Source organism: Marinobacter oulmenensis (genome assembly GCF_014201735.1).
Lineage (GTDB): Bacteria > Pseudomonadota > Gammaproteobacteria > Pseudomonadales > Oleiphilaceae > Marinobacter > Marinobacter oulmenensis.
Genome location: NZ_JACHFE010000005.1, coordinates 105,000 through 128,546, shown reverse-complemented (window position 1 = coordinate 128,546; position 23,547 = coordinate 105,000). Strand labels below are relative to the sequence as shown.

The following is a 23,547-nucleotide window of genomic DNA, read 5'->3' as shown; positions in this document are numbered from 1 at the left end:
CCGGGGGAGACCCCGGTCCATGAGTCTTAACAAAACAGGCGAGAGGTGAAGACGTGAATATTAATTTGACGATGATTGGTCAAGCCATCGCGTTCTTTATCTTTGTCGTCTTCTGCATGAAATATGTGTGGCCGCCGATCATGGCCGCACTGCAGGAGCGTCAAAAGAAGATCGCTGACGGCCTGGCTGCTTCAGACCGTGCTGCGCGCGATCTGGAACTGGCTCAGGAGAAGTCAGCCCAGGAACTGCGTGAAGCCAAGCAGCAAGCCTCGGCCCTCATTGAGCAGGCCAACAAGCGGGCCAACCAGATCGTGGAGGCCTCCAAGGAGGACGCCCGGAAGGAAGGTCAGAAGCTGATTGAGCAGGCCAAGGCCGAAATTGAACAGGAGCGTAATCAGGCTCGTGACGCCCTGCGTGCAGAAGTTGCCGCAATCGCCGTCACCGGTGCCGAGAAGATCCTGGAAACCTCTGTCGATGCTTCCAAGCACAACGAGATGTTGGACAAGCTGGCGGCGGAACTCTAAACGACGAGGTTCATCATGGCAGAACTGAGAACGCTGGCCCGTCCATACGCAAAAGCAGCATTTGCTGCCGCTCAGGAGCATAAAGAGCTGGCTGAGTGGGCGCAGGTACTGACAATTGCCGGACAGGTCACTGCGAACGCAGACATTCGACAGCTTCTCGCAAATCCGGGTCTGGAAGAGCAGAAGAAAGCCGAACTGATTCTCGAAGTCGTCCAGGACGGCCTGACGGATCAGATTCGCAATTTCTTTGCCGTTCTGGCGGAAAACCGTCGGCTGACTCTCCTTCCTGAGATTGCAGCGCTCTTCAACACGTATCGGGCTGATCTGGAGCGCACTGTTGATATCGACGTCACCGCCGCATTCGAGTTGACGGACGAACAGCAACAGAAGCTCGCCCAGGCGCTTTCACGCAAACTTGAGCGGGAAGTGTCACTCGCGGCGTCAATGGACAAGTCTCTGATCGGGGGGGTGGTCATCCGCGCCGGCGATCTGGTTATTGACGCATCTGTACGCGCAAAGCTGAACAAGCTGGCGGACGCTCTGGGCTCCTGATTTCAGCACAAGGTTTGAGGATATTGGCATGCAGCAACTGAATCCATCCGAGATCAGTGACATCATCAAGAAGAGAATCGAGAAGCTCGATATCTCTTCCGAAGCAAAAAACGAAGGTACGATCCTGTCCGTTTCTGACGGCATCGTACTGATCCACGGTCTCGCCGATGTTATGTACGGCGAGATGATTGAATTTGCCAACGGCACCTACGGCATGGCTCTGAACCTGGAGCGTGATTCCGTTGGTGCGGTTGTGCTGGGTGAATACGAAGGTCTGGCGGAAGGTCAGAAGGTTCGTTGCACCGGTCGCATCCTGGAAGTTCCGGTGGGTCCGGAACTGATGGGTCGTGTTGTCGACGGTCTGGGTAACCCGATCGACGGCAAGGGTGACCTGGGCACCGACCTGACCTCCCCGGTCGAGAAAGTGGCGCCGGGCGTTATCGCCCGTCAATCGGTTGATCAGCCGGTCCAGACCGGTCTCAAGCCGATTGACACCATGGTGCCCATCGGTCGTGGTCAGCGTGAGCTGATCATCGGTGACCGTCAGATCGGTAAGACCGCGGTTGCGATCGACGCGATCATCAACCAGAAGAACACCGGCATCAAGTGTATCTACGTCGCCGTTGGTCAGAAGCAGTCTTCTATCGCCGCCGTTGTGCGCAAGCTGGAAGAACACGGCGCCATGGACCACACCATCGTGGTTGCTGCCGGCGCTGCCGATCCGGCCGCCATGCAGTTCCTGGCTCCTTACTCCGGTACCTCCATGGGTGAGTACTTCCGTGACCGTGGTGAAGACGCCCTGATCGTATACGATGACCTGTCCAAGCAGGCCGTCGCCTACCGTCAGATCTCACTGCTGCTGCGTCGTCCGCCGGGCCGTGAAGCCTTCCCGGGTGACGTATTCTACCTGCACTCCCGTCTGCTGGAGCGCGCCTCCCGTGTGAACGCGGATCACGTAGAGCAGCTCACCAACGGTGAAGTGAAAGGCCAGACTGGTTCTCTGACGGCTCTGCCGATCATCGAAACCCAGGCCGGTGACGTGTCGGCATTCGTACCGACCAACGTAATCTCTATCACCGATGGTCAGATCTTCCTGGAAACCAACCTGTTCAACTCCGGTATCCGTCCGGCGATGAACGCCGGTATATCCGTATCCCGGGTGGGTGGTTCTGCCCAGACGAAGATCATGAAGAAGCTTGGCGGTAACATCCGTCTGGCCCTGGCCCAGTACCGGGAACTGGCGGCGTTCGCCCAGTTCGCTTCCGACCTTGACGAAGCAACCCGTAAGCAGCTGGAGCACGGTCAGCGAGTCACCGAGCTGATGAAACAGAACCAGTACAGCCCGATGACCGTTGCGGAAATGGGTACCGTACTGTTCGCAGCCAACGAAGGCTTCCTGGAAGATGTCGAAGTTAACGACGTTGTGAAATTCGAGGCACAACTGCTGGACTGGATGCGGTCCGAGCAGAAGGATCTTCTCGACAAGATCGGCCCCGAAGGCAACTACAACGACGACATCACTGCCGGCCTCAAAGCTGCACTTGAGAAATTCAAGACCACTCAGAGCTGGTAAGGATCGGGGCCTGCGGCAGACGTCGCGGGCCGCTTTCGTAGCAACGAGTGTCTAACTTGAGAAGGCAGTGAGTTATGGCCGTCGGCAAAGAAATACGTAACCAGATATCGAGCATCAAGAGTACGCAGAAGATCACCAGCGCCATGGAAATGGTGGCTGCGAGCAAGATGCGTAAAGCTCAGGAGCGCATGCAGGCGACTCGCCCGTATGCCGAAAAGATGCGTCAGGTGATCGGGCACATTGCCAAGGCGAATGCTCAGTACAAACACCCGTTCATGGTCGAGCGCGAGGTCAAACGCGTGGGCTATATCGTGGTGTCAACTGACCGTGGCCTCTGTGGTGGTCTGAACATCAACCTGTTCAAAGCGCTTGTCCGTGAAATGAAAGCGTGGAAAGAAAAGGGCGTGGAAACCGATCTGTGCGCTATCGGGCAGAAAGGCAACGCCTTTTTCCGGAACTACGGTGGCAGTGTCGTTGCGGCGCTGACTCACCTGGGTGATGCCCCGAGTTCCGAAAAGCTTATCGGCAACGTCAAGGTCATGCTGGACGCGTTCTCCGAAGGCAAGATTGATCGGCTTTATCTTGTCTCCAACGAGTTCGTCAACACCATGACCCAGAGCCCGAAGGTGGAGCAGTTGCTGCCCCTGCCTCCGAGCGAGAATGACGACGAGGAAGAAAGCAAGAACCAGTGGGATTATCTCTACGAGCCTGATGCCAGACAGATTCTCGAAGGCCTTTTGCCGCGCTTTATTGAGTCCCAGGTTTACCAGGGTGTGGTAGAGAACCTGGCCTGTGAGCAGGCAGCCCGAATGATCGCCATGAAGAGCGCAACTGATAACGCCGGCAACATCATCGACGAGCTTCAGTTGGCCTACAACAAGGCGCGTCAGGCAGCCATTACCCAAGAGATTGCGGAGATCGTTGGCGGCGCTACTGCGGTTTAATGCAGCCACGATCCAACTGGTTTTATTGACTATCAAGATAACGAGGAACCGAGCATGAGTAGCGGACAAATCGTTCAGATCATTGGCGCGGTTATCGACGTGGAATTCCCGCGTGACGCCGTCCCCAACGTATATGACGCACTGCTGCTTGAAGGTGGCGATACAACTCTGGAAGTCCAGCAACAGCTGGGTGACGGCATTGTACGTACCATCGCCATGGGCAGCACCGAAGGCCTCAAGCGTGGCCTGAAAGCAGAGAACACCGGCAAGGCAATCTCGGTACCGGTTGGTACCAAGACCCTCGGCCGTATCATGGACGTTCTGGGTCGTCCCATTGACGAACAGGGCGACATCGGCGAGGACGAGCGCTGGGCCATCCACCGGAAGGCTCCGGGCTATGCCGATCAGGCGGCGTCTGCCGACCTGCTGGAAACCGGCATCAAGGTTATCGACCTGATCTGCCCGTTCGCCAAGGGTGGTAAGGTTGGCCTGTTCGGCGGTGCCGGCGTGGGCAAGACCGTCAACATGATGGAGCTGATCAACAACATCGCGAAAGAGCACTCCGGTCTCTCCGTATTCGCGGGTGTTGGTGAGCGGACCCGGGAAGGTAACGACTTCTACTATGAAATGAAGGAGTCCAACGTTCTCGATAAGGTGGCCATGGTTTACGGCCAGATGAACGAGCCCCCCGGAAACCGTCTGCGTGTGGCCCTGACCGGCCTCACCATCGCCGAGAAGTTCCGTGACGAAGGCCGTGACGTTCTGCTGTTCGTTGATAACATCTACCGTTACACCCTGGCGGGTACCGAGGTATCGGCACTGCTGGGTCGTATGCCGTCTGCGGTAGGTTACCAGCCGACCCTGGCCGAAGAGATGGGTCAGCTTCAGGAGCGGATCACCTCCACCAAGACCGGTTCCATCACCTCTATCCAGGCGGTTTACGTGCCGGCGGATGACTTGACGGATCCGTCTCCGGCAACCACCTTCTCGCACCTGGATGCGACGGTGGTACTGAGCCGTGACATCGCTTCCAAGGGTATCTACCCGGCGATTGATCCTCTGGATTCCACCTCCCGTCAGCTGGATCCGCTGGTCATCGGCGAAGAGCACTACGAAGTGGCTCGTGGCGTGCAGACCACTCTGCAGCGCTACAAAGAGCTGAAAGACATCATCGCCATCCTGGGTATGGACGAGCTGTCGGAAGACGACAAGCTGACCGTCGCCCGTGCCCGTAAGATCGAGCGTTTTCTGTCCCAGCCGTTCCACGTTGCTGAAGTCTTCACCGGTTCCCCCGGTAAGTACGTTTCCCTGAAGGAAACCATCAGCAGCTTTAAGGGCATCCTTGGCGGCGACTATGACGACATGCCGGAGCAGGCATTCTACATGGTCGGTACCATCGAGGAAGCGGTCGAGAAAGCGAAGGAAATGAAGAGCAAGGGCGAGTAATACTGAACCCTTGCGCTAATTTCCGGATCGATCAAAGAGGCAACTGACATGGGTATGACCGTGCATTGTGACGTGGTAAGTGCCGAAACAAAGATCTACTCCGGATTGGTTGAAATGCTGATCGCAGCGGGTTCAGAGGGTGACCTGGGTATTGCCCCGGGTCACACTCCGCTGCTGACCCAGCTGAAGCCTGGTCCGGTCCGGATTATCAAGCAGGGTGGTGAAGAAGACATTCTTTACGTATCCGGCGGGTATCTGGAGGTTCAGCCTGATCTGGTGACTTTGTTGGCCGATACAGCCGTCCGCGCCAAGGATGTGGACGAAGCTGCCGCGCTCGAAGCCCAGAAAGAGGCCGAGAAAGCACTTGCCGAGAAGAGCGGTGAATTCGAGTATTCACGCGCTGCTGCCGAACTGGCCGAGGCTGTTGCACAGCTTCGAACCATCCAGCAGTTGCGGAACAAAGTGCGCTAAGCATTTCGTTTCGGATTTGCCGAACATCAAGCCGCAGTCTGCGCGGCTGGAGGGTTAGCGCCCTCCGGCCCGGGGATGCGGCTTTTTTCGTTGAAAACCACAGGACACCGGGAGCCTGAATCGCCATGAGCCCTCTTCACGTCGTCATCCTGGCCGCTGGCCAGGGTTCCAGAATGAAATCCGCCCGGCCCAAGGTACTGCATCCGGTGGCCGGCAAGCCCATGCTCCATCATGTCATCGACACCGCCCGGCAACTGGGTGCCGATCGCATTCACACGGTGATTGGGCATGGCGCGGAACAGGTGCGGGAGTCCCTGCCGGATGACTCGGTGAACTGGGTACTTCAGGAGGAGCAGTTGGGGACCGGCCATGCCGTGGCCCAGGCCCTGCCGGACCTGCCCGACGACGCCCGGGTGCTGGTGCTCTATGGCGATGTACCGCTGACCCGGACAGCGACCCTGGAGGCGATGGTCGGTGATCTGGATGACCACAGCCTGGCGCTGTTGACGGTCGACCTGGACAACCCTCACGGTTACGGCCGGATTGTCCGCAACCAGGCCGGCCGGGTTCAGGCCATTGTTGAACAGAAGGACGCAAACGCCGAGCAGCAGCAGATCCAAGAGGTGAACACCGGCATTCTCGCCGTCTCCTCGCGCCGCCTGAAAGAGTGGCTGCCGGCGCTGTCCAACCGCAATGCCCAGGGCGAGTACTACCTCACCGATATCATCGCCATGGCCGGGGAGCAGGGGCTCGATATTACCGTGTCCCAACCGCTCAATCCCTTCGAGGTCCAGGGCGTCAACAATCGCCTGCAACTGGCCGAGCTGGAGCGCTGGTACCAGCATCAGCAGGCTGAACGTCTGATGACCGAGGGCGCGTCACTGGCCGACCCTGGCCGGCTGGATGTGCGCGGCGAACTGAGTGCCGGGCAGGACGTCTGGATCGATGTGAACGCCGTTTTTGAGGGTGACGTGACTCTGGGCGATCGGGTGGTCATCGGCCCCAACTGCCTGATCCGCAACGCCCGTATCGGAGCCGGTACCACCGTCGAAGCCAACAGCGTGATCGACGGCGCGGTTATCGGCGAGAACGCCCAGATCGGGCCTTTTGCGCGACTGCGCCCGGGCACCGAACTGGCGGCTCGCACCAAGGTGGGCAACTTCGTGGAAACCAAGAAGGCGGTGGTTGGCGAAGGCAGCAAGATCAATCACCTGAGCTACGTCGGCGATGCCTTGCTGGGCTGTAATGTGAATGTGGGTGCAGGCACCATTACCTGCAATTATGATGGAGTGAACAAGCACCGGACGGTGATCGGTGATGAGGTGTTTGTCGGCTCCAACACCGCGCTGGTTGCGCCAGTCACGCTGGGCGAGGGCGCAACGGTGGGGGCCGGGTCAACCGTCACCCGCGATGTTGCCGGGGGCGAACTCACCGTGGCCCGGGGCAAGCAGCGTAATATCGCCGGCTGGCAGCGGCCCCGGAAAGGTTAATCAGGTATCAACAGGTGACAACAAGATGTGTGGCATTGTAGGTGCGATTTCGGAAAGGGACGTCCAGGGCATTCTGCTTGAGGGCTTAAGGCGCCTGGAATACCGGGGCTATGATTCTGCCGGCATGGCCGTGGTTGATGGCGGTCAGGCCGTTCAGCGTGCCCGGGAAGTGGGCAAGGTGGCGGCGCTTGTCGACGCCATCGAAGGCAACCCGCTCAAGGGCCACCTTGGCATCGCCCATACCCGCTGGGCCACCCATGGTGAGCCGTCCCGGATCAACGCCCATCCCCACATGTCCGGTGACCGCCTGGCGATTGTCCACAACGGCATCATCGAGAACTACCAGGAACTGCGCCAGGAACTGAAAACCGACGGCTTTGCCTTCACGTCCCAGACCGACACCGAGGTGGTGGCGCACCTGATCGAGAAAAACTACCGGGAACTCGGTGACCTGTACTCGGCTGTCAAAGCCACCATCGCCCGGCTGCGCGGCGCCTATGCCCTGGCCGTCGTACATGCTGATGAGCCGGATCATCTGGTGGTCTGCCGCGAGGGCAGCCCGCTGGTGGTGGGTGTGGGCATTGGCGAGAATTTCATTGCCTCCGACCAGTTGGCCCTGTTGCCGGTGACCGACCGTTTCATGTTCCTGGAAGAGGGCGACATCGCCGACATCCGCAAGGACCGGATCGACATCCACGACCGTGAAGGGACCCCGGTTGAGCGCTCGACCCATCGGTTCGAGCATGGTGCGGACTCCGCCGACAAGGGGGAATACCGTCACTTCATGCTCAAGGAGATTCACGAGCAGCCCCGGGTCATCAAGGCCACCATGGAGGGCCGGGTAACGGCCAGCCGGGTTCTGGAACAGGCTCTGGGCACCGATGCCGAAAACCTGCTGGACCATGTCCGGCACGTACAGATCATTGCCTGCGGGACGTCCTACCACGCGGGGCTGGTGGCCCGTTACTGGATTGAGGAAGTGGCCGGCCTTCCCTGCTCGGTGGAAGTGGCCTCGGAATTCCGTTACCGCAAACACGTCATCCAGCCGGATACCCTGTTCCTGTGTATTTCCCAGTCCGGTGAGACCGCCGATACCCTGGCCGCGTTGCGCCAGGCCAAACAGGCCGGGTTCCGCGCGGCACTGGCCATCTGTAACGTGCCGGGCAGTTCCCTGGTGCGGGAATCCGATCTGGTGATCATGACCCAGGCCGGCCCGGAAATCGGGGTGGCGTCCACCAAGGCCTTCACCACCCAGCTCACCTCTTTGCTGATTTTCACACTGGCCCTGGCGCGCCATAACGGCCTGAGTGAAGAGAAAGAGAGCGAGATCGTCCAGGCGCTGCACCTGGTGCCGGGCCAGGTGAACGATGTGCTGTCGCTGGATGGCGAAATCGAGGAACTGGCCCGCGGCTTCATGGACAAGAACCACACCCTGTTCCTGGGCCGTGGCTCCCTGTACCCCGTGGCCCTGGAAGGGGCGCTCAAGCTCAAGGAAATCTCCTACATCCACGCCGAAGCCTATCCCGCCGGCGAACTCAAGCACGGCCCCCTGGCCCTGGTGGACAGCGAGATGCCGGTGGTTACCGTGGCGCCCAACAACGATCTGGTGGAAAAGCTCAAATCCAACCTGGAAGAAGTCCGGGCCCGTGGCGGCGAGCTGTTCGTATTCGCCGACAGGGAGGCCGGGGTCGCCTCAGAAGACAGCCTGCATGCCATGCAACTGCCCCCGGTGCACGAGATCACGGCGCCGATTGTCTATACCGTGCCGCTACAGCTATTGTCTTACCATGTGGCGGTTCTTAAAGGGACTGATGTGGATCAGCCCCGGAACCTCGCAAAGAGTGTGACCGTGGAATAACGGACTGGGTGCCTGGGTGGCAACTGCCAACCCGGGCCTTCACTCTGATGCCTTTTTTGCGCTTCTTTCATCATTGTTTGACGGGGAACTGACGGTTTTGTGCTGTTGCAGCGAAAGCAGTCCGCTATCGATATGAAATAACGCTTCCCTTCTGAATCGAATACCATCACAGACATCCCTCTCTTCCACAGATACAGAAGCCCGAATTCACAGATTGTTACGCCAGTTCTTCCTGTCACTGTGCTGCCGCTCAAAGTAGAGCCAACCCTATAATATCGGTGGATTCGGGGGGTGGGCTATGTTCAACACGCTAGGTAATGGAATGCAGGTATGGCTTCGGCGCTACAGGTTCAGATCCTGGATAAGACATCAGTTGAGGGAGCCGGGGGGAGATAAATACTTTGAAATGCTTGAGAGGGATATAGGTGTGCAGCGCGGCTACTTTAAAGAACAGGCAACTAAATTCGTATTCGAAGAGTAGCCGGTAAATCGATGGCTGCAGAAAAGAGTCTATCTGTAACCAGTTGTGACCCGTCCAGAGCTCAACGATAACGCCCATTTTCCCGGGGCAAAGCCTTCACCCTTCATTCTTCGGCCTGTGGGCCGTCATCGATCGATACTCTTTGGGGACGATTAAAGACCGGGTAGGGGCCGATTGACATCGGCGTGTTCCTTTTGTAGAACGTTCTATTAAAGGAACAGCTGGGGAGTGCTCAAATGGACCGTCTTTCACTCGAAACTCTGGGGCGACATCTCCAGTCTCTACGTATGGCTCGTGGATGGTCGCTTTCGGGACTGGCTGCCGCAGCGGGTGTCGCCAAATCGAATCTTTCCCGCCTGGAACAGGGGAACGGAAATCCGACCCTGGACACCATCTGGCGACTGGCCGTTCAACTCAATGTGCCCTTTGGCAATCTGGTTGCACCGATTCGTGTGCCGGTTGGCGAGGAAGGAGTGCAGGTTCGGCTTGTGGATCAGGGGGGAGACGACCCGCGGGTAGACGCTTACTGGATGTCCTGTGCCCCCAACACCACTCGCATGGCTGAGGGGCATACGCCAGGAAGTGTCGAGTCCGTTACGGTCATCAGTGGTGAGTTGGAGGCTGGTGTCACCGGGAACAGCCAATATATGAGAGCTGGTGAGAGCCATACTTTCGCGGCTGACAGCCCTCACCTTTACCGCACCCAGGATGCCTGGGCAACGTTGCTGGTTACTATCGTGTACCAGAAGGGAGATCAGGAATCATGAAGGATCAGGTGACCGTCATTCGCGGCCGCCCCTGGCTGAGGGGCGTGCGGGATGCGGTTCCGTTGCTGGGCGGATACATCCCGGTGGCCGTTTCTTTTGGTCTGATAGCCAATCAGGCCGGTTTCAGTAGCTGGGAAGCCATTATCATCTCCCTGGTGATCTATGCTGGCGCCTCCCAGTTCCTGTTTGTCGGCATGGTGGCATCGGGCGCGCCGCTGTGGCTGGTGGTTGTGATGACACTGCTTATCAATGCCCGGCATCTGGTTTACGCCCCGAATCTTGCCCCCTGGTTAAGCGGAAGCCGATGGTGGCCCTGGTTGATGCATGGCCTGACGGATCAGATCTTCGCATTGGCACATACGCGTCTGCCGGAGTTGTCACCTTCGGAACGCATGGGATGGTTCACCGGCGCAATGCTAATGGCCTGGTTCAGTTGGGTGGGTGGCACAGCCCTGGGGGCAACGGCAGGGCAGGAGTTAACCGGGCGCTGGCCATTGCTGAACGATGTTATGCCTTTCGCGCTTCCGGCCCTGTTTCTGGTACTGCTGGCGCCGAGATTCACTTCCTGGTTGTGGACCGCCGCGTTGGGCTGCTCCATCTCGGTGGCGTTGGTGTTTGCCATTAATGGCCTCCCCAATGTGGCGATACCGGTTGCCGCACTTATAGGTGCCATGGCGTTTTTCCTTGTGCAATCAAATACCAGGGCGGAGGTTTAAAACCGTGACCACCGAACTTTGGGGCGCCGTAGCGGTTGCGGCAGTGGGGACGTTGTTGCTTCGTCTGTTGCCGCTGGTATGGATGCAGCGGCATCTCGGCCGGAAAGACGGTCAGGGCGGTTCAGCCAGCATGCCCGGCTGGCTGGGTGTGCTTGGGCCCGTTATGATTGCAGCCATGTTGGGGGTCTCGCTGGTCCCCCCAGCCAACACCCTGAATGCCTGGCTGGCAACGGTGGTCGGGGTAGGGGCGACACTGTTTGTCTGGCGCAGAACAAGATCACTGGGTTGGCCCGTTGTCTGGGGCGTTGCGGCTTTTGGGGTGGTCAGGCTTCTCAGTTTTGTCGTGACTTAACCTGGCCGGGCAACGCAGTGGATGTCTGTATCGCTTCTTATAGAAAACGGGGTGGCATTCTCGAGGTGTCAGACTAAAAATTTAACCAACTATGACCTTCGGTGTTGCTTGTTTAGGTTACCAACTTTATTGTTCTCCCTCTCGCCCCCACCAGCTCCATAGGAGAAATCGTCATGGAAGATAAAGAAAGACGGCGGCCGTTGCACCGCCGCCTGGACAATTCCGAGTTGATCAAAACCGGATTCTGGGTTGGCCAGATGTTCATGATCCTGGCCACCGTGCTGGGGGTTTACCTGGCCGCCCAGGAGGGCCTCGAGCAGGCCATTCGCTTTAACGAAATCGACGACATGCAGAACAACTACTTTCTGCGTCGGTCCCTCTATGACGAGGTGGCCGACAATGTCGGAATCATTCGCGACTACGCAACCTTCGTGAAGTCGGAAAATCCTTACGACCTGAAGCGGTTTCATCCCAATCTGCAGACCTACGTCTGGGACACCATGCGTTACTCCCGCCATACGCTCCAGACGCCTTCGCGTTTCCTGTCCGATATCCGCCGTTTTTACGCCAGGGTAGACGAATTGATTACCAAGGGTGAGGCCCGGACCTATGGCCCGTCCTACTTCGTGCCCAAGCTGACAGAAGCCGCCGATAAGATGGAGAACCGGACGCTCAAACAGCTCCACGCAAATATCGAGGCCTTACGGGCCACACTGGAAGAGCATGGTGTCGAGATCGAAGAGCCTTCCACACCGAACAACGAGAATGGAAAAGCCACGCAATGAAACAATGTCCCCAATGCCGCCATAAGGCCCTCAAAATCACCCGTTACCAGGACCAGGAAATTGACGTCTGTCCCTCTTGTCGTGGGCTCTGGTTTGAAGCTGGCGAGTTCGACGCTGCGCTGGGAAACGATGAAAAAGAGCCGGTCATCGAGGGCAAGCACCGTAAGGCCCACGAGTCCACCGACATGTCCTGCCCGGACTGTGACGCTACCCTGGACCGCCACCACCTGTTGAAGGGCTATGAGGTCGAGATTGAGCGATGCCCGGCAGGCCACGGTATCTGGATTGAGCGGGAGGAACTTGATGAAGCGCTTGCGGCCGAGCACCTGCATGAGCCCCTGGAGCGACTGAACGACAAAACCAGTTGGCGTACCTGGCTGTTCCAGTTCGTGACCCAGATGCCGGTGGAGTACAATATTCGCCCCCGCCAGCGGCCCTGGGTAACCTGGTCGCTGATCCTCGTGAACACACTGATTTTCGTTGCATCGATGGTGGATCTCCGGTTTGCGGAACTCTCGATGCAGGGCGCAATGATTCCGGAGCAGATCAGCACCGGTAACCATCTCACGACCTTGCTGACCAGTCAGTTTCTGCACGGCGGTTGGATGCACCTGATCGGCAATATGTACTTTTTGTGGATCATTGGGGACAACCTGGAGGATGCCCTGGGACACAGGCGATTCCTGTTGGCCTACCTTGGTTGTGGAACCGTTGCCGCCCTGGCCCAGACCCTGATCGAGCCGTCATCCACCATTCCGGTGATTGGTGCTTCGGGTGCCATTGCCGGTCTGTTCGGGCTTTATCTGCTGTGGTTCCGCAAGGCCAGCCTGACGTTCATGATCTTTGTGTATCAGAAAAAAGTCGCGCCCTGGGTGTTCTTCCTGATCTGGTTGGGCATCAATGTGTTCGGGATGGCAACCGGAGCCCAGGGCGTTGCCTACATGGCGCATATTGGTGGGTTCGTCTGCGGCCTGGTGCTGGGCTACCTGCTGCTGAACTGGGTGAGACAGAATTATCCTCTGTTGCAGTTGCTCAATAGCGACAAAGTGGTGGTCCAGCGCTGACAGTTCAACGACGGGCGCGGCTTTGCCATAAAAAAGCCCCGCATGCCGGAGCATGCGGGGCTTCTGCCTGGGACAGCCCAGTTATGCAGTGGCCACCGGTTAGAACTGGAAGCGCATACCCACGCGAGCAGTATCGAAGTCCGGGCCATCGTTGTTGACCTGGCCGTTGAAGTCGTCTTCGTCCACTTCCACGTTATACCGGTTGTATTCCACGAACGCAGTGAGCGAATCGGTCATCCGGAAGTCGGCACCGGCACCAACGAACGGGCTGACTTCATCGTAGGTTTCGGATTCATCAAAGGCATCCACATCCAGTGAGTAGGCATAGACACCGGCACGACCGTATACACCAAAGGTGTTGGTCAGTGGCAGACGGGCCTTGGCAGCAACGCCAACGCCTTTCAGGTCGCCATTGACCTCGTCATCGTTACCAAACTCACTGAAATCCAGATACTCCGCTTCAGCTGCGAAATACTCGTTGAACTGATAGCCGAGTGTGCCGGCAAACAGGTCATTGTTGTCGTCGAATTCCCCACCGTGGGACTTGAACCAGCCGTAACTACCGCCAAGGTAGAGCCCGGAATTGTTGCGTTTGTCGGCCAGCGCCGGGGCACTGAGTACGGAAGCGGACAGTACGGTGGCAAACATGATCTGGGTACGGGTATTCATAAAGAAATCTCCCTTACTTTTGCTCAGGCTTTCGGGCCGTTGTCCGACCCGTCTGGCAAACACCCTAACGAATAAAACGGCCGTTCGGGATTAAAACTCCACTAACATGTTGTCATGAAAAGGAAATGTAAGACGCGTTAGGGACTGATACAGACAGGGGAAAGACACGTACCTGTCCGCATATTTCCATTCACGACAAGGATCTACCCGTGAGAAAAGCACCGTTAATTATTCTGGCACTTGCGGCCCTGCTGTCTGCCTGCACCGGCGTCCCGGATGGCATCGAACCCGTTTCCGGGTTTGACCAGTCCCGCTATCTGGGCACCTGGTATGAAATTGCCCGTCTGGATCACTCGTTCGAGGAGGGCTTGAGCCAGGTGACGGCCGAATACACCCTCAATGACGATGGCAGCATTGGTGTGATCAATCGGGGCTACAACGCTGAAACCGGAGAATGGGAAGAAGCCGAGGGCCGGGCGGTGTATGTGGATGATGAGAACACCGGGCACCTGAAGGTCTCCTTTTTTGGTCCCTTCTATGCGTCCTACATCGTTTTTGGCCTGGATAAGGACTATCACACGGCCTACATCACCGGTTACAACCGTGACTATCTTTGGCTGATGTCCCGAACCCCACAAGTCAGCGACCAGACGCTGTCCGAGTTCCGGGAGATTGCACGGACCAAAGGTTTCGATCTTGATGAACTGATCCTGGTTGATCATTCACCGGACTGAGCCCTGGAGAGCTTTCTCAAATCTGACGTGCGTCAACACGTCAGTTTTAACATACAGCCTATCCTGACGCCCTGCCTTTGATCGTAAAGGAGGTTCACGCGTGCCTGAGGGTTTTCCAGCAAATCGGGATAACAGGGCACATCAACAGGAGGTTAGGAGATTATGGCCGTACAGGAATTTTTTATCCCGAACGTATCCCTGCTGGGGGAGGGCGCCTTTGAGACCGTGCCGTCCCGCATTGCCATGCTGGGTGGTAAGAAGCCGCTCATCGTGACCGACAAGGGCATGACCAAGCTCGGTGTGACCGCCCAGCTCACGGAACTGCTTGGCAGCGCTGACATCGCCAGCGTGGTGTTCGATGAAACCGTGCCCAACCCGACCGATACCAACGTGGCCGATGGCCTGAAGGTCTATCAGGACAACGGCTGTGACATGCTGATTTCACTCGGTGGTGGCAGCGCCCACGACTGTTGCAAAGCCATCGGCCTGGTGGCCACCAATGGCGGCCAGATCCATGACTACGAAGGCCTGGACCAGGCGTCTGAAGCCCTGCCGCCCTATATTGCCATCAACACCACGGCCGGCACGGCCAGTGAGATGACCCGTTTCACCATCATCACCAACACCTCCAACCACGTCAAAATGGCCATTGTTGACTGGCGGGTTACGCCAGATGTGGCGGTGAACGATCCGGCGCTGATGGTGGGCATGCCACCGTCACTGACCGCTGCCACTGGCATGGATGCGCTCACACACGCCATCGAAGCCTACGTGTCCACGGCCGCCACCCCGATTACCGACGCCTGTGCGTTGCAGGCCATTGATCTGATCGGCAAGTACCTGCGCAAGGCGGTCGCCCGGGGCGATGATATGGAAGCCCGGGACCGTATGGCTTACGCCGAATACCTCGCCGGTATGGCGTTCAACAACGCCAGCCTGGGCTATGTGCATGCCATGGCGCATCAGCTTGGCGGTTTCTACGATCTGCCCCACGGTGTCTGCAACGCGCTGTTGCTGCCCCATGTCTGTCAGGTCAACCTGATGGCCCGGCAGGAGCGTTTTGCCGATATCGCCGCTGCCCTGGGCGAAGAGGTCGAAGGGCTGTCGGTACGGGACGCCGGTGAACTGGCCATTGAGGCCATTCGGGTACTGGCCGACGATGTCGGTATTCCCAAATCCCTGGCTGAACTGGGGGTCAAGGAAGAAGACATCGAGACCATGGTGGGTAATGCCCAGAAAGACGTCTGTGCCCTGACCAACCCGCGCTGGCTGAGCGACAGGGAAGTCGGCGACATCTTCCGCGCCGCGCTCTAGGAGCGCCTGTTCAATCCGCTGCGGGAAAGGCGGTAGTATAGGGCACTTCAGTCATGACTCCTGAGCGTGCCCTTGTCATCAATCCCTTCTGAAAGCGGCAATCAGGAAGTACGCGGCCAGCGTTACCGGGTCCGCGACTTCCTGGAATTCGGCGCCCACTACGCCATCGACTACCGTTTTCCCGATGCCCCCCACCATGATGGCAACGCAGAAGATAGCGTGGTCGCCGAAGGCTGTATTGACGAGCACTCGCTGAGCTCCGGCTTCCGCTTTACCTTCTCCGACCTGGCCATTCACCAACCCTACGAGTCGGTTTCCTTTGGCCATGCGCCGTTGCTGGTGCTGGTGGTCCTGGCGGGGCAGGTTCAACTGAGAATTGGCGCCATGGAGCGCGAACTGCAGCCGGGAATGGCCGTGACCATGCAGCTGCATTCGGAATATGCCCTGCAGGCCCTGCAGCAGCCACAGGCTTCTCTGAACACGGTGACCCTGGCGTTTGATCCCAGGGGGGCCGATGTGGGCCGGGCAGCGCCACCGACGCTGCATCAACTGCTGTCACGGGTCCAGGACCCACTGCATGTCTGGCATGTGCCACCGGCCCTGATGGCGCAGTTGTCGGACAGCGATCTGTCCACGCTGGCGGATCTGCAGCGATCGCTGGTCCTTGAAGGTCTGGCCCTGCAACTGGCCGGTCGGGCGATTCCCGAGGGTAGTCCCCGTAGCTCCGCTGCGGCTCCCGTTTCCAGCCAGCAGCGGGAACGTCTGGAACTGGTTCGCCAGCGGCTGGCGTTTGCGCCCCATAGGGAGTATTCCTTTGACGAGCTGGCCCGCCTGGCCGCCATGAGCCCGAGCAGTCTGCGCACCAAATTCCGGGCGACTTACGGCTTGCCCCTGTTTGACTATCTGCGCCGCTGCCGCCTGGAGCTGGCCCGGCAATACCTGGAACAGGGGCTCAGTGTGCAGCAGACCGCACACCGTGTGGGCTATCGCCATTCCACCAATTTCGCCACCGCCTTCCGGCGTCAGTTCGGCGTGTCCCCCCGGCAGCAGTCCAAAGACTGAACAGGTTTGCTGTTTGGCATAGCTTTCTTGTTTTTCCGAATACCAATTTGAGGATCTAAACGACAATAATTCGCATTAAATAAGTGAAATCCACATGAGGTCGTTCATGTTCACCCGTTCAAGACTGTCACTTTCCATTGCATTCTGTCTTTCCGGCCTGGCCGTCACCCCCGGGGCCTGGGCTCAGGAGACCTCCGGTTCCGAAGCACAGGAGCTGGACGCACTCTCGGTCACCGCTGTCCGAGGGGCCACCAAGACAGAAACCCCGGTCATGGAAACGCCGCAAACCGTCAACGTCATCGACAGTGAAGAATGGCAGGAGCGCGGCGCCGAGTCTGTCCAACGGGCAGCCGCCTATACACCGGGTGTGGGCACCAACCAGGTCGGCTCTTCCAATCGTTATGATTACCTGATCCTTCGTGGTTTCTCCGGTGGCAGCATCAACAACACCTACCTGGACGGCCTGCGGGTGATGAACGATGGCGGCTCCTACAGCTCGTTTGCCATTGATCCCTGGTTCCTGGAACGCATTGAAATCGTCAAGGGCCCGACTTCCGTACTCTATGGCCAGAGTTCCCCCGGCGGTATCGTCGCCCTGACCAGCAAACGCCCGGAGTTTGAAAGCGGTGGCGAAGTGCGGGCTACCCTGGGCAACAACAACCAGCGTGGCTTTGCCTTTGACCTGACCGGGCCGGTGGACGAGGACCGCCGGGTGGCGTATAGGCTGACCGGCCTGATGTCGGCCTCCGATGCCCAGCAGGATTACATCGAGCGTGAGCGCCGGGCCATTGCGCCTTCCCTGACCTGGGATGTCACCGACCAGACCTCGCTGACCCTGCTGGCCTATGTGCAGCAGGACCCGGAAGGGGGGTACCACAGTGGCCTGCCTTATGAAGGCACGGTCGAATCCCGTAATGGCCAGAAGATCGATAACACCTTTTTCGAAGGCGAGCCGGACTACGACGAGTTCACCCGGGACATGATCATGGCCGGGTACGATCTGGAACACGACTTCAGCCCGGCCTGGACGGCACGGCAGAAGTTCCGTTATCTGGAATCGGATGTGAGCCTCAAGCAGGTGTATGCCTATGGCTGGGCCAATGACAGCGAGTTGATCCGGTACTATTCCGGCGGCGAAGAAGACCTGGAAGCCATCACCGTGGACAACCAGCTCGAAGGGTCCATTTTTACCGGTGCTGCCGAGCATCGGGTGCTGGTTGGCCTGGACTACCAGCAGCGGGATAACGAGGTGGTCTGGCCGTCCGGTGCTTTCCCCAGCATCGACGCCTTTGATCCGGTCTACGGGGCCGGCCCGAGCGCGATGTACCCTGCAGAACGGAACGAACGCAAACTGAAACAGACCGGCCTCTATGTTCAGGACCAGGTGACCCTGGGCGGGTGGCACCTGAGCTTTGGTGGCCGGCATGACTGGGTGGACATTGAGAACACCAACCAGGACACCGGGGTGGCCTCGGAAATGGATGAAACCCAGTTCACCGGCCGCGCTGGCCTGCTGTACCAGTTTGAGAACGGGGTGGCGCCTTACCTGTCGTACTCCACCTCCTTCTCGCCCAATGCCTATGTGGATGAGAACGGTGACCTGCTGGAGCCGAGTACCGGCAAGCAGATTGAAACCGGTCTGAAGTTCCAGCCGGTCGGCACCCAGGATCTGTACACCCTGTCGGTGTTCCGGATCACTCAGGAGGATCTGGCCACCAAGGTGCCGAATGAACAGTTTTACCGTGCCATCGGTGAACTCCAGTCCCAGGGTGTGGAACTGGAAGCGAAAAGCCACCTGACCGACAACCTGACGATTCAGGCCGGCTACGCCTATACCGATGTCACCTTCGAGAAGGCCGAGGCGTACCGCGAGGGCAACCAGGCCAGCCAGTCGCCGGAACATCAACTGACACTCTGGACCGGTTATCGCTTTGATCAGGGTGTTCTGGACGGTGCCCGTGCCGGGGTTGGCGTTCGTTACGTTGGCGATATGCAGGCGGACGATGCCAACACCGAGGAAGTGCCGGATTACACCCTGGTGGACATGGCACTGGCCTACAACTTTGCGCGCCAGGGCCTGCCGGGTGTTACCGCACAGCTCAACGTCAACAACCTGCTGGACAAGGAATACGTGGCGTCCTGCTACAACAGCCTGGACTACTGCTACTACGGGGCTGAACGCGAGGTCACCGCGAGCGTCTCCTACCGTTTCTGACGGCTTTCCGGTAACCTGAACCGGGTCTGTTTCGACAGGCCCGGTTCATTTCGTTCGGAAAACAGGAGGGGTACTCATGACAACCCTGACCCTCAATGCCGATATGGGTGAAAGCTTCGGGCCATCGCCGGGGGCGAAGCAATCCGCAAACCCTTCTTGAGTAACCTGACTATGGCAGCTTAACTCCGGCTAGGCGCGCTGCGGGCTGGTTTGGCAGTTTTTCACATCCTCGAAGCTCTTCGTTACGCAATTAGTATGGAGCCTTTTTGTACATATCTGTAAAGTGTGCAAAAGGCATATTAATTCAGGCGAGCAATGAGGTAATGCTATGAGTCGGTTTCTGATGATCGTGTTGGTGGTTTTGGCCCTGCCAGGACATGTGCTGGCAGGGCCGGAACTGAAGGTAACCAATGGCGAGCGGACACTGGTACTGGACCGCGCGGAACTGGAGGAAGCGCTGCCGCAAACGGTGATCGAAACCACCAGCCCCTATTATGATGGAACCGTCGAATTTTCCGGCCCGAGTCTGAAGGCGGTGATTGAGCACCTCGGGATTGCCAGCGAGTCAGAGATTACCCTGGCTGCACTCAATGATTACCGGGTAACCGGCAGTCTTGATCAGATGCTTGCCATGGATGCCATTGTGGCCACCCGGCGTAATGGCAAGGTGATGAGTGTCCGTGAGCGCGGTCCGTTCTGGGTCATGCTGCCACTGTCGCAACGCACGGAACTCGACAACGAGGGTTATCATCGCTTCATGGTATGGCAACTGAGCCGGATTGAACTGCACTGATGTTGCAAGGTGGCCTCGTCCTCAAGAAGCTGTTTTCAAGAACGACGACCGTTTTTCTGTTCCTTGTGGTCGTTTTTCTGCTTGGGGCGAGCTTTTACACCTATATCCAGGATCGCAAGCTCCAGTCGGTATCGCTCAATTCCCTGAGAATGGCGTCCTGGAATCTGGCGCAGCTCGACAACGAAGCCGGAGAACTGGATTTCCAGATCCGCCTGATGGCCAGCGGTGTGGGTGATCCGGATAACCTTTTGTTGCGTTACGACATCCTCTGGAGCCGGTATGACTACCTGATTAACAGCGAGGAATCCGCGCCCACCCGGGAGCACGACAACAACGAGGAGCGACTGCAAGACCTGTTTGCCGAGCTCAGGGAGTTGGAGGGGCCGATTCAGGCGCTCGCAGAGCAGGGCGACGGCAGGTGGGTCGAGGTGCTGGCGGCCTGGGAACCCCAGAAAGACGAGATCCGTGACCTGGTGACGGACAATTTTGTCGGTGACGAAACCAGCCGCTTGATGACCAGTGTCCAGGCGTCCCGGAACCGGCTTGCCAATCTCCGTTTCATGACGCTCGGGGCGCTGATTGCGGTCTTCATCTACTTTGCCCTGGCGATGGTATTTGTCCGCCGCCAGTCCCGCATGGATCCGGTCACTGGTCTTCCTAACAGTAACTATCTGCGCACGGTGCGGCAGGTTTCCCCAGACAAACTCATCGTTGCCTGCGAAATCCGGCGGTTCCAGTTGGTGCTCGGTGATTACGGTAACGAAGGGGCCAATGAGCTTACCCGCCTTTTTGTGCGCAAGCTTCGCAAATGCCTCTCCTCCGGGGATGAGCTGGTGCAGATTTCCCAGAGTGAATTTGTCATGTTTCTTTCCCCCCGGGAGGGCATCAGTCTCGAGCAGACAGCTCGTCTTCTGGTGGAAGCCACCACTTTCGACTGGCGCCAACCGGAGTCGGTCCTGCACATATCGGCGATTTTCGGCATTGATCCGCCCTGTGTCGGGGACGGCTCTGGCTGGTCGATCCGGTATCAGCAGGCTCATCGGGCACTGGCTCAGGCCCATGAGGAAGGCCATTCCTATTTTATCAACGGTGAGAACCTCCGGAAACGGATTGAAGAGGAAACCCAGATTCATTCCGGTCTGAGCCGTTTCTTCAACCATGAGCCCTGTCCGTTGAAACTGCATATCGTCTACCAGCCCATCGTCAGTACGATGGATCGAAACTACGTCACCGGCGCGGAGGTGTTGCTGCGTTGTCAGCACGAGTCGCTGGGCGCCATCCCACCCAATCGGGTGGTGGACCTGTGCGAGCGTCTGGGCCTGGGCGGGCATTTGGGCCGCTGGCTGTTTCGCCGGATTGCCCGGGAAACCGCAGAGCTCTATAAGGATCTGGGTTTCCATGGCAACCTGTCGATCAACCTGAATCCGTCCATGCTGACGGACCAACTGGTGGATCAGGTTCAGAGCCTGCTGATCGACGCGGGCGTTCCGGGCAATGCGCTTTGTATGGAAATCACCGAAGACAACGCGGCGCTGGAATTTGAAACCATCAACCGGTTGATCGGCCAGTTGCGTGACCTGGGCGTGTCTTTTGCCCTGAACGATTTCGGCACCGGCCATTCCTCGCTGGAGTATGTGCGTGAGCTGAAGGTGCAGCGGCTCAAGATTGATCGCTGTTTTGTGGATGGCATCGAACTCTCGGAAGACAAGGCCCGGTTTCTGGGATCCATCATTGCCATGGCCGAACAGGCTTATATGAAAAGCGTGATTGAAGGTGTGGAGAACGAGGCCCAGTGGCAACTGGTTGAGCAGATGGGCGGCAGCCTGATTCAGGGCTATCACGCGCATCGACCCATGCCGCTGGCGGATTTGATTGCGCTCCTGCAGGACCCTGCGACTTCCTACCCGCTCGACCTGCCTGTGTCGACCGCGTCCAGGCGGTTGGTTGAGTAACACACTCGTAACCATCCCCAAATACCAGTAAAATGCTGGTCGCACCGGCTTCGCCTGTCCCCGCGCCTGCTGAATGCGTTGCGACCTTCGGCTATCACCCGGTGCACATATATCAAGGAAGTCCGCAGCCTGCTGCTGCATGCTTTCATGGCAGCCACCCTCGTCAGACAAGAAACGCGTCATGCCCAGTAGCGTCCTATCCGGTTTCACCAGCAATTTTCTTGGTAAGGCTCCGGTCTGGTACAAGCAGGTGATCCTGCTGTTCCTGATTGCGAACCCGTTTGTCATGTACATCCTGGGGCCGGTCACTGCGGGTTGGCTGCTGATCGCTGAGTTCATCTTTACCCTGGCCATGGCGCTGAAGTGCTATCCCCTGCTGCCCGGCGGGCTGCTGGCAGTGGAAGCATTGCTGATCGGGCTGACCACCAGTGAGGCGGTGTATAACGAGGTTCTGACCAATTTCCCCGTGATCCTGCTGCTCATGTTCATGGTGGCCGGCATCTACTTCATGAAAGAGCTGCTGCTGGTGACCTTTACCCAGATTCTGGTGGGGGTACGCTCAAAATCGGCGCTGTCCCTGCTGTTCTGCAGCGCTGCCGCACTGCTGTCAGCGTTTCTCGATGCCCTCACCGTGACCGCTGTTATCATCAGTGTTGCGGTGGGCTTTTTCTCCGTTTATCACAAGGTTGCCTCCGGCAAGGGGTATCAGCAGAAGGACCACAACGCCAACAGCGACGACGAGGTCATTGAGCTGCACCGGGGGGATCTGGAGGATTTCCGAGCCTTCCTGCGCAGCCTGCTGATGCACGGGGCCATCGGTACCGCCCTGGGTGGTGTTGCCACCATGGTGGGTGAGCCACAGAATCTGCTGATTGCCAAGGTGGTGGGCTGGGATTTTGTCAGCTTCTTCCTGAACATGGCACCGGTGAGCCTGCCGGTGCTGGCGGCGGGTCTGGCGACTTGCTGGCTGCTGGAGAAACTGCGCTGGTTTGGCTACGGCGGCCGCCTGCCCCGTCCCGTACGCCGGGTACTGGAGGAATTCGCCGAGAACGAAAGGGCCCGTCGTACCAAATCCGATCAGGCGGCGCTCTGGGTGCAGGGCATTGCCGCGGTGATCCTGGTATTCGGCCTGGCTTTCCATATTGCCGAAGTTGGCCTGATCGGCCTGCTGGTGATCATCCTGATTACCTCACTGACCGGGGTAACAGACGAGCACCAGATCGGCAAAGCGTTCCAGGAATCCCTGCCGTTCACCTCGCTGCTGGTGGTGTTCTTCGCCGTGGTGGCGGTGATCCACGAGCAGCATCTGTTCAAGCCCATCATCGATCATGTGCTGGCCCTGCCGGAGGGTCAGCAGCCGGGGATGTTCTTCATTGCCAATGGCCTGCTCTCGATGATCAGCGACAACGTCTTCGTGGCCACCGTCTACATCAGTGAGGTGAAGCAGGCGCTGGAAGCCGGCAGCATCGACTACGATCACTTCCAGGCCCTGGCGGTCGCCATCAACACCGGTACCAATCTGCCCAGCGTTGCCACACCCAATGGCCAGGCAGCCTTCCTGTTCCTGCTGACCTCTGCCATCGCACCCCTGGTGCGCCTGTCCTACGGGCGCATGGTGATCATGGCACTGCCGTATACCGTGGTGATGGGCGGTGTTGGGCTTTTCATGGTGGTGAACCACATTTGAAGCATCAATCATGCGGGGATTGATGCCCACTTCTCATCAAGCACAAGCCTCTCTGGTCCGGCTAACCAGTAATTGTAATACTGCAACTCCTCTTATGG

General features: G+C 58.3%; 21 protein-coding genes. 20 read left to right on the top strand and 1 reads right to left on the bottom strand.

Going from position 1 to position 23,547, the window contains the following annotated elements; all coding sequences use genetic code 11:
- Positions 1-53: 53 nt before the first annotated feature.
- From HNR38_RS10815 to HNR38_RS10755, 13 genes are all read left to right on the top strand, one after another.
- Entirely contained in the window at positions 54-524 is a 471-nt protein-coding gene (locus HNR38_RS10815; RefSeq protein WP_183703782.1) for a F0F1 ATP synthase subunit B, read from the top strand.
- Between the two features lie 15 nt (positions 525-539).
- Entirely contained in the window at positions 540-1,076 is a 537-nt protein-coding gene (locus HNR38_RS10810) for a F0F1 ATP synthase subunit delta (protein WP_183703779.1), read from the top strand.
- Between the two features lie 28 nt (positions 1,077-1,104).
- A complete protein-coding gene (gene atpA / locus HNR38_RS10805) occupies positions 1,105-2,649 on the top strand; it encodes a F0F1 ATP synthase subunit alpha (RefSeq protein WP_183703776.1) in 1,545 nt (514 codons plus the stop codon).
- Between the two features lie 74 nt (positions 2,650-2,723).
- Positions 2,724-3,593, top strand: coding sequence for a F0F1 ATP synthase subunit gamma (atpG, locus tag HNR38_RS10800; protein ID WP_183703773.1), 870 nt, complete (start codon positions 2,724-2,726; stop codon positions 3,591-3,593).
- 54 nt (positions 3,594-3,647) lie between these two features.
- Complete coding sequence (gene atpD / locus HNR38_RS10795; RefSeq protein WP_183703770.1) at positions 3,648-5,039, top strand: F0F1 ATP synthase subunit beta; 1,392 nt, start codon at positions 3,648-3,650, stop codon at positions 5,037-5,039.
- A gap of 48 nt (positions 5,040-5,087) precedes the next feature.
- The gene (locus HNR38_RS10790; protein ID WP_183703767.1) at positions 5,088-5,510 is read left to right on the top strand and encodes a F0F1 ATP synthase subunit epsilon; all 423 of its coding nucleotides are present in this window, start codon (positions 5,088-5,090) and stop codon (positions 5,508-5,510) included.
- Positions 5,511-5,635: 125 nt separating this feature from the next.
- Positions 5,636-7,000 carry a bifunctional UDP-N-acetylglucosamine diphosphorylase/glucosamine-1-phosphate N-acetyltransferase GlmU gene (glmU, locus tag HNR38_RS10785; protein WP_183703764.1) on the top strand — a complete coding sequence of 455 codons (1,365 nt, stop codon included), beginning with the start codon at positions 5,636-5,638 and terminating at the stop codon, positions 6,998-7,000.
- A 25-nt stretch (positions 7,001-7,025) separates the two neighbouring features.
- Positions 7,026-8,858 (top strand): glutamine--fructose-6-phosphate transaminase (isomerizing), encoded by a 1,833-nt coding sequence (gene glmS / locus HNR38_RS10780; RefSeq protein ID WP_183703759.1) that lies wholly within the window; start codon positions 7,026-7,028, stop codon positions 8,856-8,858.
- Between the two features lie 717 nt (positions 8,859-9,575).
- Positions 9,576-10,106 carry a helix-turn-helix domain-containing protein gene (locus HNR38_RS10775; RefSeq protein WP_183703756.1) on the top strand — a complete coding sequence of 177 codons (531 nt, stop codon included), beginning with the start codon at positions 9,576-9,578 and terminating at the stop codon, positions 10,104-10,106.
- Complete coding sequence (locus tag HNR38_RS10770) at positions 10,103-10,822, top strand: AzlC family ABC transporter permease (RefSeq protein WP_183703753.1); 720 nt, start codon at positions 10,103-10,105, stop codon at positions 10,820-10,822. Before HNR38_RS10775 ends, HNR38_RS10770 begins: the two co-directional genes overlap by 4 nt.
- Positions 10,823-10,826: 4 nt before the next feature.
- Positions 10,827-11,174 carry an AzlD domain-containing protein gene (locus tag HNR38_RS10765; protein ID WP_183703750.1) on the top strand — a complete coding sequence of 116 codons (348 nt, stop codon included), beginning with the start codon at positions 10,827-10,829 and terminating at the stop codon, positions 11,172-11,174.
- Between the two features lie 173 nt (positions 11,175-11,347).
- Positions 11,348-11,959, top strand: coding sequence for a hypothetical protein (locus HNR38_RS10760; protein WP_183703747.1), 612 nt, complete (start codon positions 11,348-11,350; stop codon positions 11,957-11,959).
- Complete coding sequence (locus HNR38_RS10755; RefSeq protein ID WP_183703744.1) at positions 11,956-13,023, top strand: rhomboid family intramembrane serine protease; 1,068 nt, start codon at positions 11,956-11,958, stop codon at positions 13,021-13,023. Before HNR38_RS10760 ends, HNR38_RS10755 begins: the two co-directional genes overlap by 4 nt.
- Before the next feature lie 99 nt (positions 13,024-13,122).
- Here the strand turns inward: HNR38_RS10755 and HNR38_RS10750 are convergent, their stop codons facing one another.
- Positions 13,123-13,692: a porin family protein gene (locus tag HNR38_RS10750; RefSeq protein ID WP_183703727.1), complete on the bottom strand. Its 570-nt coding sequence runs from the start codon at positions 13,690-13,692 to the stop codon at positions 13,123-13,125.
- A 209-nt stretch (positions 13,693-13,901) separates the two neighbouring features.
- Here HNR38_RS10750 and HNR38_RS10745 point away from each other — a divergent pair, with 209 nt between their 5' ends.
- The 7 genes from HNR38_RS10745 to nhaB all read left to right on the top strand — a co-directional run bounded on the left by HNR38_RS10745 (position 13,902) and on the right by nhaB (position 23,449).
- A complete protein-coding gene (locus HNR38_RS10745) occupies positions 13,902-14,426 on the top strand; it encodes a lipocalin family protein (RefSeq protein WP_183703724.1) in 525 nt (174 codons plus the stop codon).
- 162 nt (positions 14,427-14,588) lie between these two features.
- Positions 14,589-15,740 (top strand): iron-containing alcohol dehydrogenase, encoded by a 1,152-nt coding sequence (locus HNR38_RS10740; RefSeq protein ID WP_183703721.1) that lies wholly within the window; start codon positions 14,589-14,591, stop codon positions 15,738-15,740.
- 72 nt (positions 15,741-15,812) lie between these two features.
- Positions 15,813-16,802 (top strand): helix-turn-helix transcriptional regulator, encoded by a 990-nt coding sequence (locus tag HNR38_RS10735; RefSeq protein ID WP_221275769.1) that lies wholly within the window; start codon positions 15,813-15,815, stop codon positions 16,800-16,802.
- A gap of 94 nt (positions 16,803-16,896) precedes the next feature.
- The gene (locus HNR38_RS10730) at positions 16,897-19,017 is read left to right on the top strand and encodes a TonB-dependent siderophore receptor (RefSeq protein WP_246362631.1); all 2,121 of its coding nucleotides are present in this window, start codon (positions 16,897-16,899) and stop codon (positions 19,015-19,017) included.
- Between the two features lie 328 nt (positions 19,018-19,345).
- On the top strand, positions 19,346-19,810 hold the full coding sequence (locus tag HNR38_RS10725) for a putative pterin-binding protein (RefSeq protein WP_246362629.1): 465 nt from the start codon (positions 19,346-19,348) through the stop codon (positions 19,808-19,810).
- Positions 19,810-21,762, top strand: a complete 1,953-nt coding sequence (locus tag HNR38_RS10720; RefSeq protein ID WP_183703715.1) for a GGDEF domain-containing phosphodiesterase — start codon at positions 19,810-19,812, stop codon at positions 21,760-21,762. The genes HNR38_RS10725 and HNR38_RS10720 overlap by 1 nt, the downstream gene beginning before the upstream one ends.
- A 181-nt stretch (positions 21,763-21,943) precedes the next feature.
- Positions 21,944-23,449 carry a sodium/proton antiporter NhaB gene (gene nhaB, locus HNR38_RS10715; RefSeq protein ID WP_183703712.1) on the top strand — a complete coding sequence of 502 codons (1,506 nt, stop codon included), beginning with the start codon at positions 21,944-21,946 and terminating at the stop codon, positions 23,447-23,449.
- Positions 23,450-23,547 lie beyond the last annotated feature (98 nt).